Source organism: Microvirga lenta, from assembly GCF_020532555.1.
GTDB classification, from domain to species: Bacteria; Pseudomonadota; Alphaproteobacteria; order Rhizobiales; family Beijerinckiaceae; genus Microvirga; species Microvirga lenta.
Genome location: NZ_JAJBBR010000006.1, coordinates 44869 through 59699, shown reverse-complemented (window position 1 = coordinate 59699; position 14831 = coordinate 44869). Strand labels below are relative to the sequence as shown.

Sequence of the window (14831 nt, the reverse complement as noted above, 5' to 3'; positions counted from 1 at the left end):
TTGAAAGGCATCTTCTGTCGGCGAGCCATCCCGCACACGCATGGCAGCCTTCCGTTGCGCTGAACGGAAGGCTCATTATCTCCTCCAGACCTGTGCAATATCCAATTTCACAGTCTGAAAGAGGACAATATGAGCGCCGATCCGAACGCCTTGTTCCAACCCTTCACCCTCGGTGACCTGACGCTGCCCAACCGCTTCGTGATGGCTCCCCTCACCCGCAACCGTGCAGCGCCGGTAGGCGACGTGCCCGGACCTCATGCGGCCACCTATTATGAGCAGCGCGCCAGCGCGGGCCTCCTCATCTCCGAAGGCTCCCAGATCTCGCATCAGGGACAGGGTTATCTCCGCACGCCCGGCATCTATTCGCCGGAGCAGGTCGCCGGTTGGCGCAAGGTGACGGATGCGGTGCACAAGGCCGGCGGCCGCATCTTCATTCAGCTCTGGCATGTGGGCCGCGTGTCCCACACCTCTCTTCAGCCGAACGGCGACGCTCCTGTCGGGCCTTCCGCCCTGCGCGCCAACACCAAGACCTTCATCGACGGCGGCTTCGCGGACGTATCGGAGCCCCGGGCACTCGACCTGTCGGAGATCCCCGGCATCCTGCGCGATTACGAGCAGGCCGCCCGCAATGCGAAGGAGGCCGGTTTCGACGGCGTCGAAATTCACGCCGCCAACGGCTATCTCCTCGACCAGTTCATGAAGGACGGCGCCAACAAGCGCACCGATGCCTATGGCGGCTCCATCGAGAACCGCGCCCGCCTGACCATCGAGGCGACGGAAGCCGTGTTGAAGGTGTGGGACAAGGGCCGCGTCGGCATCCGCCTGTCGCCTGCCCAGGTGAACGACGCAGCGGATTCCGACCCGCAGGCCCTCTTCAGCCATGTGGTCGAAAGGCTCGACAAGCTGGAGCTCGGCTACATCCACATGATCGAGGGCGCCACGCAAGGCGACCGCAATGCGGTGCCTGTGGATTACGAAGGCCTGCGCCGGTCCTTCCGCGGCGCCTATATCGGCAACAACGGCTACGACCGGACCATGGCCACGGAAGCCGTTTCCAGCGGCCGCGCGGATCTCGTCGCCTTCGGCCGTCTCTTCATCGCCAACCCGGATCTCGTCGAGCGCTTCCGGCTGAACGCGCCCCTCAACGAGCCCGAGCGGGCGACGTTCTATGGCGGCGATGCGAAGGGCTATACCGACTATCCGGCCTTGGACGAGGCCGCATAGCGCCGGCTGCATTGAGCATCGGACCCGGAAACGGCCTTCGTTTCGGGTCCGATGCTCTTAGTCTTCCATACAGTCCACGCAGATTCCGCGCTTGATCCTGCGGTCCAGTTCCCGGCTCCGCCGCTCCAACGCCTGCTCGCGAGGGGTCGGGCCGACGGAGTTCGGGGCTGCGGTTCCGCCCGCGCCCGGTCCGGCATTGGCCCGCGTACCGGTGCCGGTGTTCTGTCCGGCGCCGGACGTTCCCGCCGCGCCGCCCGTGCTGCCCTCCGAACCGGGAGCGCGAATGGGCGGCGTCAGGGCCCCTGAAGGGGCGTCGGGGGATGTCGGCTGGTTGGACGACGATGTGGTTGTGCCGGTCGGACCGCTTCCCGTTGGAGCCGTCCCGCCGGTTGCGGCGCCACCGCCCGTCGCGCCGCCGCCCGTCGAGGACGAACTCCCCGATTGCGCCAGTGCCGTGCCTGTGAGGAGGAATGCGGCAAGTGCCGCCGAGATCGTCAGATAGCGCATGAAACCTCCCCACATTCGGATACGGGGAGACAACTCCAAATCCAGGCGTCAGTTCGTTTTCCGCCGCCAAACGACAAGGCTGACCGGCACGCTCGGGTCGAGAACCCCGCGCGGTCCCGCCTCCATTCCCCGCTCCGACAGAATCGTCTCTGCGCTCGCGCCGCTGTCGCAGCGCGAGAACAGCGCGACGCCCCCGGGGATGCGCGCACCTTCGGTGCGCGAGAGGTGAAAGGCGTCGTAGCTGATATCCAGGAAGAGATCGAACACCCGGCGCCCGCCCGGCACGGCAACCTGCCCCCCGTCGGGCAGCACCTGACGGATGGCGTCGCGCCATGCGAGAGCCTGTGGGTTCCACCACCAGCCGTCAGCTCGCCGCTCCAGCCCGGCGGAGGATGAAGACACGACCAGGCGCAGCCTGCCCCTCGGGTTGGGATTGGCCTCATGTCCCAGCCGCCCGAGCACCGTCACGGCGGATCGGTCGAGCCCGTCCTGGAAATAAGCCCAGTCGGCCTCGTTGCGCAGCACGTCGGGCATCCGCCCCTCTGCATCGGCAATGCGGTCGTCGTCGGAGACGATGGCATATCCATGAATTTCGACCGCCGCCACACCGTTCTCCCTGACACGTCCCGCCGCGAATCCGCTCAGCGGACGGGTTTTGCCCGATCCGCAGGGCCGGAGGCAATGGCTGCCCGCATGAGAATGAGGAGAACCAGGGCGTTGAGGACATGCCAGAGGAAATGCGTTCCGATGGGCAGTGCGGAGCAGAGCGCGTCGTCGATGGAGCGGAAGAGGAGCGAAACCGCAAAGACGACGGCGGCCAGAAGAAGAGCACGGCCTGCGACGCGCCTGTCCCTCAGCAGGCAGAGCGCTCCAACCGCGACGAGAGCAAGCGCCGCGGGGAAGTAGCTCACGGAGCCGTTGAGGGTGAGCCCGGGGAACACGCCGAGCCAGAGGCGGACGAAGAGCGAGTTGAACAGGCCGAAGAGCACGGTCACGGCGACGGCCGCCACCCATCCGAGGCGAAGGTAGCGGCGCAGCGCCAGCAGGAAATAGCTGTAGATGAACACTGCGATCGGGATCACATCCGCCATGACCGACCAGCGATTGGCGAAGGTGTGGAACAGAAAGCTGCCGATGCCCACAGCGGCGGTGACCGCGATCAGCCACAGTGCGGCAAGGTCCCGGCCTCCGGCCCACCGCCAGAGGAAAAAGGCGTAAGCCGCCGCGAGAACGAACGCCCCGTTGGTGATCGCGTTGAGAGGCTCGGCCCAGAAACCGGCACCGATCCGCTCGCAGTAATTGTCGATGGGCGTGGACCAGGAGGTCGGCATGGCTAAAGGCCTCGGGAGGATGGCCTGCTCTAGCATCTCGGACCGCTTCTGAGTATTGGCCTTCGTTCGGCTTAGGATGTTATTCCAACGGCTAACTTGAACCGTGCGATGCTTGGCAGCAGGATATCTTGAAATACTGTTTCACATACGGGGAGGTCCCGTGTGAGAAGAAAGACAGTATGGGTATGGGAGGGCTGCCATGGAGAAGCGTCAACTCGGCCGGTCCGGCATTGAGGTTCCGATCCTCTGTTTCGGTGGCAACGTCTTCGGCTGGACGGTGGATGAGCCCACCTCTTTCAGATTGCTGGACGCGGCCTTCGCGGCTGGTCTCAACTTCATCGACACGGCCGACATGTATTCCATCTGGGTTCCCGGCAACCAGGGCGGTGAATCGGAAACCATCATTGGCAACTGGATGAAGGCGCGCGGGAACCGCGAAAAGGTCATCATCGCCAGCAAGGTCGGGGTGGAATTGTCCCCCGACCGCAAAGGCCTCTCGAAGGCCTATATCAGGAAGGCCGTGGAGGCATCCCTGAAGCGCCTCCGGACCGACTACATCGATCTTTATCAATCCCACATCGACGACAAGGCCACGGCCCTCGAAGAGACGCTCGAAGCCTATGGCGATTTGATCCGGGAAGGGAAAGTGCGGACCATCGGCGCATCGAATTACAGCGCCGAGAGGTTGAGGGAGGCTCTCGCGGTCAGCGCCAGAACCGGACTGCCCCGATACGAGTCCCTCCAGCCTGAATACAATCTCTACGATCGCGAGAACTTCGAAAGCAGCGCACAACAGGTCTGCCGCAGCAGTGGACTCGGGGTGATTTCCTACTCTTCCCTCGCGAGCCGCTTCCTGACCGGAAAGTACCGTTCGGAACACGATTTCGGGAAGAGCCCGCGCGGTCACGGAATGGGGAAATACCTGAACGATCGGGGGCTGCGCATCCTGAAGACGCTCGACCGCATCGCGCGGAAACACAAGACGGGGCAAGCCCAGATCGCCTTGGCTTGGCTCCTGGCCCGTCCGGGCCTGACATCACCCATTGCAAGCGCAACGACGGTCGAGCAAGTCCATGATCTGATCGCGGCAACCAAGCTCACCCTCGAGAGGTCGGATATCGACGCTCTCGACGAAGCTTCAGCCACAAAAGCAGTTCAGTTCGAACCCGCCTAGCGCGGGCTCCATCTGCATCCTCGACCTTGCCAGACGAGCCGCGACGTCCGATGAAGGCGTACGGCAGTAAGAAGGTCGAACGATGAGAATAGCCACCTGGAACGTGAACTCCATCAAGCAGAGGTTGGACCACCTCGTCACCTTCGTGAAGAGCGCGGAGCCCGACATCGTCTGCCTGCAGGAGCTCAAATGCGTGGACGAGGCGTTCCCGCGGGCCGAGATCGAGGCCCTCGGCTACAATGTCGCCATCCATGGCCAGAAGGCATATAACGGCGTTGCGATCCTCTCCAAGCGCCCGCTCGAAGACGTGCGCCGGGGGCTGCCGGGCGACGAGAGCGACGAACAGGCGCGCTATCTCGAAGGCGTCGTCTCCACATCGCAGGGAGTCGTGCGGGTCGCCTCGATCTATCTGCCGAACGGCAACCCCATCGGAACGCCGAAATTCGACTACAAGCTGGCCTGGATGGACCGGCTGACGGCCCATGCGCGCAAGCTCCTGGCCCTGGAGGAGCCGCTCGTCCTGTGCGGCGACTACAACGTGATCCCGGAGCCGGAGGATGCTGCCGATCCTGCCGCCTGGAAGAACGACGCCCTGTTCCAGCCCGAGAGCCGGGCCAGGTTCCGCGCGCTCCTGAATCTGGGTTTCGGTGACGCGGTCCGCTCCTGCAGCGATCAGCCCGGACTCTATTCGTTCTGGGATTATCAGGCCGGCGCCTTCCAGCGGAACCACGGCATCCGCATCGACCACCTCCTGCTCTCGTCGCACGCGCAGGATCGGCTCAAGACGGCCTCGATCCGCAAGGAGGTCCGGGGCTGGGACAAGCCCTCGGACCACGTCCCCGTGATGGTCGATCTCGACGTCGAGTAGGCGGAACACATTGCCCGCCCGGCCGATCTATCGGCGGGACTGGATATACTGCTCCAGAAGCGCCAGGGCGAGCTTGCGGTCGCTTTCGGCCGAATCGGCGAAGGCTTCCTCGTAGAGCTTGTCGATCCAACGATCCTTGGCGGAGCCGGAGCTGCCTTCGCGGGCGAGGGTCAGCCACATCAGGCCCTTGGCCGTCTGGCGCGGAACGCCCTGTCCGTTGATGAGCAGGTGCCCGAGGAGGGCCTGAGAGGCCGGGTGGCCCTTCTCGGCCGCCAAATTGAACCAGCGGGCCGCGCGGCGCGCGTCCTTCGCGACGCCGGTTCCCTCGAGATAGAGGCGAGCGAGGTTGTACTGCGCGTTGGGGTCGCTGAAATACGACGCCGCGTAGCTGAACATCTCGACGGCGCGCCGGGGATTGGCGCTCACATAGGTGCCCTTGATCCCGTCCAGAAAGTAGCCGCCGAGCGCCACGAAAGCGCTGGAGACGACGGCCGCATTGGGTGAATCGGGGCTCTCGTCCGCATTCTGGTCCGCGAGCTTGGAGAAATACTCGAAGGCCTTCAGGTCGTCGTGCTCGACCCCGTCGCCGTCGGCATACATGCGGCCGAGCTTCCACAGGGCGAGAGTATGCCCCTGCCCCGCCGCGTATTCGAGGGCCTGGGCGGCCCCGACCTTGTCGCCCGCATTGTAGTCGCGCATGCCGTTGCGCAGGGCCTCGCGCGCCGAGCTGTACTTGACGGCGGGCGTGATCTTCGGGCTGAGCGTGGGAAGTGCCGGGGTGAGCGTCGGCGCAAGCGGCTGCGGACGCGGTGCGGCGTCGAGCGCATGGGCGGCCCCCGTTCCCAGGAGGCCGACACCGAAGGAGATGGCGATAAGGCTAGACGTCCGCATAGGTTTCTTTTTCTGCGGCTCCGCCGGGATGAGTGACCGCCCCATCCCGCGCAGGACCCACTGTTTGCGCATATTTCCAGAGATAGCCCGAGGTCGACAAGGTCTCGCGGGGTTTCCACTCGGCGCGGCGGCGCGCCAGCTCCTCCTCCGAGAGCTCCACGTCGATGGTGCCCTTGATGGCATCGAGAACGATGATGTCGCCGTCCCTGATGAGGCCGATGGGGCCTCCGACCGCCGCCTCCGGCCCCACATGGCCGATGCAGAAGCCGCGGGTCGCGCCCGAGAAGCGGCCGTCCGTGATGAGCGCCACCTTGTCGCCCATTCCCTGGCCGTAGAGGGCCGCCGTGGTGGAGAGCATCTCGCGCATGCCGGGGCCACCGCGCGGCCCCTCGTAGCGGATCACGAGCACCTCGCCCTCGTTGTACCGGCGATGGGTCACGGCGTCGAAGCAGGCCTCCTCGCCGTCGAAGACCCGGGCCGGGCCGCGGAAGGTCTGCTTCTCGGTCGGCATGCCCGCCACCTTCACGATGGCGCCCTCGGGAGCGAGGTTGCCCTTGAGGCCCACGACGCCGCCCGTCGGGGTGATCGGCCTGTCGGCCGGATACACGACGTCCTGATGGTCGTTCCACTGCACCGAGGCGAGATTCTCCGCCATGGTGCGGCCGGTCACGGTCATGCAGTCGCCGTGCATGTAGCCGTGGTCGAGAAGGGTCTTCATGAGGAGCGGGATGCCGCCGACCTCGAACATGTCCTTCGCCACGTACCGGCCGCCGGGCTTGAGGTCCGCGATGTAGGGCGTGCGCTTGAAGATGTCGGCCACGTCGAAAAGGTCGAACTTGATCCCAGCCTCGTGGGCGATGGCCGGCAGATGGAGGGCCGCGTTGGTCGAGCCGCCGGAGGCGGCCACCACCGTCGCGGCGTTCTCGAGCGCCTTGCGGGTCACGATATCGCGCGGACGGATGTTCCTGGCGATCAGCTCCATGATCATCTCGCCGGCAGCGGCGCAGAACCGGTCGCGGATCTCATAGGGCGCCGGGGCGCCGGCCGAATACGGAAGCGCGAGCCCGATGGCCTCGGAGACCGTCGCCATGGTGTTGGCGGTGAACTGGGCGCCGCAGGCGCCAGCCGACGGGCAGGCCACCTGTTCGAGCTCGGTCAGGTCCTCGTCCGACATCTCGCCGACGGAATGCTTGCCGACGGCCTCGAAGATGTCCTGGACCGTGACGGCCCGTCCCCGGAAATTACCGGGCAGGATCGAACCGCCATAGATGAAGATGGAAGGCACGTTGAGGCGCACCATGGCCATCATCATGCCGGGCAGGGACTTGTCGCAGCCCGCCATGCCGACGAGCGCGTCGTAGGAGTGGCCGCGCATGGTCAGCTCGACCGAATCCGCGATCACCTCGCGGGACGGGAGCGAGGACTTCATGCCCTGGTGGCCCATGGCGATGCCGTCGGTGACGGTGATGGTGCAGAACTCGCGCGGCGTGCCCCGGGCGGCGGCGACGCCCTTCTTCACCGCCTGGGCCTGACGCATGAGGGAGATGTTGCAGGGAGCGGCCTCGTTCCAGCAGGTGGCGACGCCGACCAGGGGCTGCGCGATCTGCTCGCTGGTGAGGCCCATGGCGTAGAGATACGAGCGATGGGGCGCGCGCGCCGGCCCGACCGTCACGTGACGGCTCGGCAATTTCGATTTGTCGATCTGGCGCGCATCCATGGACGTCACTCTTCCCCATTTGGCTTCTCAGCCTAATTCCGACTGGTTACGGAACCTTCGTGATCTGCCATGTGCTACGCCGCCGATGCAACGACCCCGAAAGGAGGACCCCTCGGCGATGCCGGAGATCCCATTCCTGGTGCGTTCGTCATAAAGCGTTGGTTCAGAAGCACTTTATCGATGATCTTCAGGTGCGCGCGGTTTATGGCGGCATCGCGGCGGAGCTTGGGCCAAGAACGGCAGCATCAGGAAGGTTTGAAGGTGTTGCGTTAGGGCAACAATCTTTTGAGGGGACTATCTACCCCTTATTCGACGGAATCGGCCGAGAACCAGACGGCATCGTACACGGCGGTCGCGGTCCAGTCCGGTTCGCGCTCCGATACAGGCCAAACGGACCTCGTGGCGGCGATATCGGCCTCCGAGGGCCGGGGCCCGCCGGGGCCCCTCGTGGTCTCGCCGCTGCAGGAAATGAACCCTACATTCATCAATTGCTTGGCCCTGTATCCCCTGCCCGTCCGGGTGACGAGCATGGTCGTCCCCCAGCCCTGGTGCGGCTGCCAGGGAAAGATCAGCCGTCCGCCCCGCAGGAGCGCCTGCAGCCAGCCTGCATCGGGGGCGGTCACGCCGGCATTCACATAGATGACGTCGGCACCCGGAAGAGGGCGCCCGAAGGCGGAGGCGGCATGGACGGTTACCTGGGGGTAGTCCCTCAGATTGTCGCAGGCCCAGGCCGCCAGGTCCGACTCGTACTCATAAGCCTCCACGCGCCCGCCCAGCTCGACGAGGTGGGCCAGAAGCGCCGTGTAATACCCGGTGCCCGCGCCTACATGGATCAGGGTTTCGCCCGGCTGGGGGCTGACGGCTCCGATCCAGGCCGCGTGCAGCGCCGGCTCGCCGTTATTGATGCCCCGCGCCCGGTCGATGGCCACGAGAACGTTGTCGTAGATGTCGGCGATATTGCCGGTCTGGGTCGCCACTCCCTGGCTGATGACGGTCCAGGGAGGCGGAGGCAGGAAATCCTCACGGGGAACGGAGGCGAAAGCGCGCCTGATTCGCGGATCGTCCACTCCGACGATTCCGACGATCTGCTCCGCATACCGCAGGCGGCAATTCTCCGCTGAAACCATCGCCGTACCCGAAAAGGCCTCTCGGAAGGTAGCTGGCTCCGGGAGAGCCGACGGCAAGGGCCCGGGCCCGGATCACATCCTGAACACGCCGAACTTCGTCTCCGGCACGGGTGCGTTGAGGGCCGCCGAGAAGGCCAGCGCCAGCACCCGCCGTGTCTCGGAGGGCAGGATCACCCCGTCGTCCCAGAGCCGGGCAGTGGCATAATACGGATTGCCCTCTTCCTCGTAACGGTCGCGGATCGGAGCCTTGAAGGTCTCCTCCTCCTCGACGCTCCAGGACCGGCCTTCGGCTTCGATGTTGTCCCGCCGCACGGTCGCCAGCACGCTGGCGGCCTGCTCGCCGCCCATGACGGAAATGCGGGAATTCGGCCAGGTGAAGAGGAAGCGCGGGGAATAGGCGCGTCCGCACATGCCGTAATTGCCGGCGCCGAAGGAGCCGCCGACGAGCAGCGTGATCTTCGGCACCTGGGCGCAGGCCACCGCCGTCACGAGCTTGGCTCCGTCCTTGGCGATACCGCCGGCCTCGTATTGGCGGCCCACCATGAAGCCGGAAATGTTCTGCAGGAACAGGAGCGGGATGCGCCTTTGGCAGCACAGCTCGATGAAGTGCGCTCCCTTGAGCGCGCTCTCGGAAAACAGGATGCCGTTATTGGCGATGATGCCCACCGGCATGCCCCAGAGCCGCGCGAAACCGGTCACGAGGGTCGTGCCGTAGAGGCGCTTGAACTCGTCGAACTCCGACCCGTCCACGAGCCGGGCAATCACCTCGCGGATGTCGTACTGCTTCTTGAGGTCCGTGGGCACGATCGCGTCCAGGTCCTCGATGGCGTATTTCGGCTCCACCGGGTCGGAAAGATCGATGTTCACGTTCTTGCGCGTGTTGAGCGTGCCGACGATGCGGCGGACGATGGCGAGCGCGTGGACGTCGTCCGTGGCGTAGTGATCCGCCACGCCGGACTGGCGGGCATGGACGTCCGCCCCGCCCAGATCCTCGGCGGAGACGACCTCGCCGGTGGCGGCCTTCACCAGAGGCGGTCCGCCGAGGAAGATGGTGCCCTGGCGCCGCACGATGACGGTCTCGTCCGACATGGCCGGGACATAGGCGCCGCCCGCCGTGCAGGAGCCCATGACGCAGGCGATCTGCGGAATGCCCATCGAGGAGAGGGTCGCCTGGTTGTAGAAAATCCGCCCGAAATGCTCCCGGTCCGGAAAGACCTCGGTCTGATGGGGCAGGTTCGCGCCGCCGGAATCGACGAGGTAGATGCAGGGCAGGCGGTTCTCGCGGGCCACTTCCTGGGCGCGCAGGTGCTTCTTCACCGTCATCGGGTAGTAGGTGCCGCCCTTGATCGTCGAATCGTTGCAGACGATCATGACCTCCCGGCCTTCGACCCGGCCGATGCCGGTGATGATCCCGGCCCCGTGGATCGCATCCTCGTACATGCCGTAAGCGGCCAGCGAGCCGAGTTCCAGGAAGGGAGAGCCCGGATCGAGCAGGCGCGTCACGCGTTCGCGGGGCAGGAGCTTGCCGCGGGCGAGATGGCGCTCGCGCGCCTTGGCCGGGCCGCCCTCGGCCACCGCAGCGCGCTTCGCCCGGAGATCGTGGGCCAGGTCGGCCCAGGCCGAGCGGTTCGCGCGCGCGGCGTCCGACGCGAGATCGGCGGTTGAGGCAATGACGGGCACGGCTTCAGGCTCCCTGCAATGGGCTGAGGCCCCCGCGAGGGAGGCCGGATCGGAAGGTCACAGGTCGGCGGCTCGAGTTCAAGAGGCCCCTCGGGCCCTCCGCGCGGGGATCAGCCCTTGGCGCGGATGACCACCTCGCGGCGCACGCCCGGTCCGCAGCGGTAGGCGATGCCCTTGACCAGCAGCCAGTCGGTCGAGACCTTCTGCAGATAGAGGTGGGTGCCCCCCAGGGCGATGGTCGCATCGAGCATGGCATCCGTCGCGGATTCGAAGCCTGGAACGGTCGGCACCACGGGGCTCACCTCGCCGAGGCGGGTACAAACCCGAACGTCCGCAGGAGAATCGACGATGCGGATCTGCTCCCGGGGCTGGGGGATATAGGCGCATGCCGAAGCAGCAAGGCCGACGAGAGAGGCAAGAAGTGCGCGTTGCATATTTTGGTCCGCCGATGGTCAGCTTTTCCGGACAAGCTTAGAGCATGAAGCGCCGTTGAGGAGAAGTCTTCCGACGAAGGATGAGGAAAACCTGCGTCAGTTGCCCGGAAGCAACGCCTATGCCTCCCGCTTCGTCGGCCCGAAGATGTCCTCGAAGGACCGCCGCATCGCCGCATCGACCTCCGGCATGGTCACGGGTATCCCGAGGTCCACCAGGCTCGTCACCCCGTGCTGGGTGACCCCGCAGGGCACGATGCCCGAAAAATGGGTCAGGTCCGGTTCCACGTTCAGGCTGATGCCGTGGAAGCTGACCCAGCGTCTGACGCGGATGCCGATGGCGGCGATCTTGTCCTCGGTGGCCTCTCCCTTGTCGGGACGCCTCACCCATACCCCGACCCGGTCCTCCCGCCGCTCGCCGCGGATGTTGAATTCGCCCAGGGTGGCGATGAGCCATGCCTCCAGAGCCGCCACGTAGCGGCGCAGGTCGGGCTCCCGGCGCTTCAGGTCCAGCATCACATAGGCCACCCGCTGGCCGGGGCCGTGATAGGTGTACTGCCCTCCCCGCCCCGTCCGGTGGACCGGGAAGCGGTTCGGCTCCACGAGGTCCGTTTCCTGGGCCGAGGTTCCGGCCGTGTAGAGGGGCGGATGCTCCACCAGCCAGACGAGCTCCGGCGCACGCCCGTCCGCAATGGCGGCGGCACGCTCCTCCATGAAGGCCACGGCCTGCTCGTAATCCGTGAGGCCGTCCGCGACGAGCCATTCCACGGGCTCCGAGCCGTCTTCGGCAAAAAACGCATCGGCCAAGTGATCACGCAGACCCGGCACCGCTCCACCTCTCGAAAATCGAGGAAACCTATTGGTCCCGCCAGGCTTTCCGGTCAACCGTCCGGCCCTTGCGGAAACCCGTTACAATGTAGGGATCGGGCGCGACTTTTGCGATTGCGGAAAAAGTCTTCACGAACGGGCTTGCAGTGCCCCAATCGATCTTGTATAGCCACCGCCTCGCCAGGGGAAACAACCCTGGCCTTGGAGGTTTCGCGGTCGTGGCGGAATTGGTAGACGCACTACCTTGAGGTGGTAGCGGGGAGACCCGTGGAGGTTCGAGTCCTCTCGACCGCACCAAACCTTCAGGAAGCCCTCTGGGCACACTAAAAAAGGTCCCGCTTGCGGGGCCTTTTTTCTTGCCTGCCCGGGCAGGACGCTCCACCTAAATTGAACCTCTTTCTCAAGCGCCTGAATCGGGCCCTGAGAAGTCACCACCAAGCGATTCTTCGATCAGGCCTTTTAGCGCATTGTCTGGGCTCGCCCCCGCGCCTAAAAGGCTCGTGAATCACCAAGAAGGATAGGCCCCATGCTGGACGCTGAGGACAAAGCGGCGCTCCACACGCCCGATGGCGTGGTGGCCGAACCTGTGCCGTTCCGCGACGAGGAAGGCTACATCAACCGCGACTTCGTCGACCTGGTGGCGGAGGCCATTTCCGCGTCGGATACCGAGCGTCTCCAGGCGCTGGTGGAAGACTTCCACGAATCCGACCTCGGCGACCTGATCGAAGCGCTCGAGCCCGACCTGCGGCCGCGCCTGATCGAGCTTCTCGGCTCGGCGTTCGACTTCGCCGCCCTCACCGAAGTCGACGAGGCGATCCGCGAGGAGATTCTCGAAGAGCTCAACACGGCCACCCTCGCCGAAGGCGTGCGCGACCTCGATTCCGACGATGCCGTCACGATTCTCGAGAGCCTGGCCGAGGAGGACAAGGCGGAGGTTCTCGACCAGCTCCCGCCCATGGAGCGCATCGCGCTTCAGCGCTCCCTCGACTATCCCGAGGAAAGCGCCGGCCGGCGGATGCAGACGGAGCTCATCGCCGTCCCGCCCTTCTGGACCGTGGGCCAGACGATCGACTTCATGCGCGATACGGCCGACCTGCCCGAGACCTTCTACGAGATCTTCGTGATCGATCCGGCGGGCCACCTGCTCGGCGCGGTGGCGCTCGACCGGCTGCTGCGCTCCAAGCGCCCGGTCACGATCCAGGACATCATGGACGACGAGCCCGACCGGGTGGAGGCGACCCAGCACCAGGAGGAGGTCGCACGCCTGTTCGAGCGCTACAACCTGGTCTCCGCCGCCGTCGTGGACGAGGCCGGCCGCCTCGTGGGCGTGATGATGGTCGACGATATCGTCGACGTTCTGGAGGAGGAGGCCGACGCCGACATCAAGCAGCTCGGCGGCGTCAAGCCGGACGAGGAGCTCTCGGACACGGTCTTCTACATCCAGCGCAGCCGCTTTCCCTGGCTTTTCGTCAACATGTGCACGGCGCTCGTGGCCGCGAACGTCATCGGCTTCTTCGAGGAATCCCTGGAGCGCATGGTGGCGCTCGCGATCCTCATGCCGATCGTGGCTTCCATGGGCGGAAACGCCGGAACGCAGACGATGACGGTGGCGGTGCGGGCCCTGGCGACCCGCGAGCTCGGACGCACCAACGCCTGGCGCATCATCCGCCGCGAGGCGACGGTGGGGCTGCTCAACGGCCTGCTGTTCGCAATCATTCTCGGAGTTCTGGCGGGCTTCTGGTTTCAGTCCTTCGATCTGGGCCTCGTGATCGGCCTGGCCCTCGTCACGGTGCTGCTCTTCGCGGCCCTCGGAGGCATCTTCGTTCCGTTGACGCTGAACCGTCTCGGCGTCGACCCGGCCGTCTCCTCGGGTCCCTTCGTCACCAGCATTACGGACATCGTCGGCTTCTTCGCCTTTTTAGGCATAGCGACGGCTTGGTTTGCCCTGTAAAACTTGTTTCGGCTCCGTTTTCGTAATGACCTGTTAACGGGCTTCGGGCCATTTCGTGACCTGATTAGGTCATGCGTAAGACAGTTGAGCCGATGAAGACACGTCGCCGTCCTTCCAGCCGCTCCAAGAAAACTGCGTCGAAGACATCCGGTCTGATGACGTTCGTCCGGGTCGCCAGGTTCGGCGCCGTCGCGGCCATGGCGCTCGGCCTGGCCTCCTGCGCCATCGCGCCCTCTTCGTCGAGCCGTTACCCGATGAAGAGCGACGCCAAGCCCCACGAAGGGGTCGCGAAGGCGCACAGGCTGCCGATCCACGGCGTGGACATCTCCAAGTGGCAGGGCAAGGTCGATTGGGCGGCCCTGCGCAAGGCCGGCACGCAATTCGCCTTCATCAAGGCGACCGAGGGCGGGGACCATGTCGACAGCCGCTTCCTTGAGAACTGGTGGGCCGCCAAGAACGCCGGCATCCCGCGCGGCGCATATCATTTCGTCTACTGGTGCCGCCCGGCCCATGAGCAGGCCGCCTGGTTCAAGAAGAACGTCCCCCAGGATCCGGACGCCCTCCCCCCGGTTCTCGACGTGGAGTGGAACGGGGAATCGGTGAACTGCCCGAAGAAGGTGCCGCGCCAGCAGGCCCTCGCCATGATCGACCACTTGCTGCGCGAGATGGAGGCTCATACCGGCAAGCGGCCGATCATCTACACCGACATCACCTTCCATCAGGAAATCCTGGAAGGCGAGTTCAACGAGCATCCCTACTGGATCCGCAGCACCGCCGCCGAGCCGCATCACCGCTACAACAACCGCCGCTGGACCTTCTGGCAGTTCACGACCACGGGCCGCGTGCCGGGCGTGAGCGGCGACATCGACCGCAACGCCTTCTACGGCACGGAGAACCAGTGGCGCATGTTCGTGCAGAGCAAGTGCGACCCGCGCGATCACCACAAGCTGAAGCCTCTCGGCGTGTGCCGGGATGTGGACAGCGTGGTGCAGACTGCGAGCATCGACGAATAGCCTGACTTCCCGGCAAAGACTGCTATATCTCTCCGCAACCACCCCGCCTGGGCGGCGCCTGCCGGCGCCGCCGGGAAGCGGGACCAGGA

General features: G+C 65.5%; 14 protein-coding genes and 1 tRNA gene. 6 read left to right on the top strand and 9 right to left on the bottom strand.

Features of this window, described 5'->3' with window-relative positions:
- Positions 1 to 129: 129 nt before the first annotated feature.
- Positions 130 to 1224: an alkene reductase gene (locus LGR44_RS11010; RefSeq protein ID WP_226740339.1), complete on the top strand. Its 1095-nt coding sequence runs from the start codon at positions 130 to 132 to the stop codon at positions 1222 to 1224.
- 57 nt (positions 1225 to 1281) lie between these two features.
- On the opposite strand, the gene LGR44_RS11005 is transcribed toward LGR44_RS11010, so the two are convergent.
- Genes LGR44_RS11005 through LGR44_RS10995 form a run of 3 tightly spaced genes read right to left on the bottom strand, consistent with a single transcriptional unit; the run spans position 1282 to position 3062 of the window.
- Entirely contained in the window at positions 1282 to 1731 is a 450-nt protein-coding gene (locus tag LGR44_RS11005) for a hypothetical protein (protein WP_226740337.1), read from the bottom strand.
- Between the two features lie 48 nt (positions 1732 to 1779).
- The gene (locus LGR44_RS11000; RefSeq protein ID WP_226740335.1) at positions 1780 to 2337 is read right to left on the bottom strand and encodes a hypothetical protein; all 558 of its coding nucleotides are present in this window, start codon (positions 2335 to 2337) and stop codon (positions 1780 to 1782) included.
- A 35-nt stretch (positions 2338 to 2372) separates the two neighbouring features.
- Positions 2373 to 3062 (bottom strand): ceramidase domain-containing protein, encoded by a 690-nt coding sequence (locus LGR44_RS10995; protein WP_226740333.1) that lies wholly within the window; start codon positions 3060 to 3062, stop codon positions 2373 to 2375.
- Between the two features lie 199 nt (positions 3063 to 3261).
- On the opposite strand from LGR44_RS10995, the gene LGR44_RS10990 reads away from it, so the two are divergent.
- Positions 3262 to 4236 carry an aldo/keto reductase gene (locus LGR44_RS10990; RefSeq protein ID WP_226740331.1) on the top strand — a complete coding sequence of 325 codons (975 nt, stop codon included), beginning with the start codon at positions 3262 to 3264 and terminating at the stop codon, positions 4234 to 4236.
- 82 nt (positions 4237 to 4318) lie between these two features.
- Complete coding sequence (xth, locus tag LGR44_RS10985; protein WP_226740329.1) at positions 4319 to 5104, top strand: exodeoxyribonuclease III; 786 nt, start codon at positions 4319 to 4321, stop codon at positions 5102 to 5104.
- Positions 5105 to 5131: 27 nt separating this feature from the next.
- Here xth and LGR44_RS10980 read toward each other — a convergent pair whose 3' ends face one another.
- The 6 genes from LGR44_RS10980 to lipB form a co-directional block, all read right to left on the bottom strand.
- On the bottom strand, positions 5132 to 5995 hold the full coding sequence (locus LGR44_RS10980; protein WP_226740327.1) for a tetratricopeptide repeat protein: 864 nt from the start codon (positions 5993 to 5995) through the stop codon (positions 5132 to 5134).
- On the bottom strand, positions 5982 to 7712 hold the full coding sequence (ilvD, locus tag LGR44_RS10975) for a dihydroxy-acid dehydratase (protein ID WP_226740325.1): 1731 nt from the start codon (positions 7710 to 7712) through the stop codon (positions 5982 to 5984). Before ilvD ends, LGR44_RS10980 begins: the two co-directional genes overlap by 14 nt.
- A gap of 305 nt (positions 7713 to 8017) precedes the next feature.
- The gene (locus tag LGR44_RS10970) at positions 8018 to 8839 is read right to left on the bottom strand and encodes a protein-L-isoaspartate O-methyltransferase family protein (protein WP_226740323.1); all 822 of its coding nucleotides are present in this window, start codon (positions 8837 to 8839) and stop codon (positions 8018 to 8020) included.
- Positions 8840 to 8911: 72 nt separating this feature from the next.
- A complete protein-coding gene (locus tag LGR44_RS10965) occupies positions 8912 to 10519 on the bottom strand; it encodes a carboxyl transferase domain-containing protein (RefSeq protein WP_226740321.1) in 1608 nt (535 codons plus the stop codon).
- 110 nt (positions 10520 to 10629) lie between these two features.
- Positions 10630 to 10953: a hypothetical protein gene (locus tag LGR44_RS10960; RefSeq protein WP_226740319.1), complete on the bottom strand. Its 324-nt coding sequence runs from the start codon at positions 10951 to 10953 to the stop codon at positions 10630 to 10632.
- Positions 10954 to 11070: 117 nt separating this feature from the next.
- Positions 11071 to 11778 (bottom strand): lipoyl(octanoyl) transferase LipB, encoded by a 708-nt coding sequence (lipB, locus tag LGR44_RS10955; RefSeq protein ID WP_226740317.1) that lies wholly within the window; start codon positions 11776 to 11778, stop codon positions 11071 to 11073.
- A 212-nt stretch (positions 11779 to 11990) separates the two neighbouring features.
- On the opposite strand from lipB, the gene LGR44_RS10950 reads away from it, so the two are divergent.
- The 3 genes from LGR44_RS10950 to LGR44_RS10940 all read left to right on the top strand — a co-directional run bounded on the left by LGR44_RS10950 (position 11991) and on the right by LGR44_RS10940 (position 14742).
- A tRNA-Leu gene (locus tag LGR44_RS10950) sits at positions 11991 to 12075 on the top strand.
- A 229-nt stretch (positions 12076 to 12304) separates the two neighbouring features.
- Entirely contained in the window at positions 12305 to 13729 is a 1425-nt protein-coding gene (mgtE, locus tag LGR44_RS10945) for a magnesium transporter (RefSeq protein WP_226740315.1), read from the top strand.
- Positions 13730 to 13884: 155 nt separating this feature from the next.
- Positions 13885 to 14742 (top strand): glycoside hydrolase family 25 protein, encoded by an 858-nt coding sequence (locus LGR44_RS10940; RefSeq protein WP_226740314.1) that lies wholly within the window; start codon positions 13885 to 13887, stop codon positions 14740 to 14742.
- The last annotated feature ends 89 nt before the right edge of the window (positions 14743 to 14831 follow it).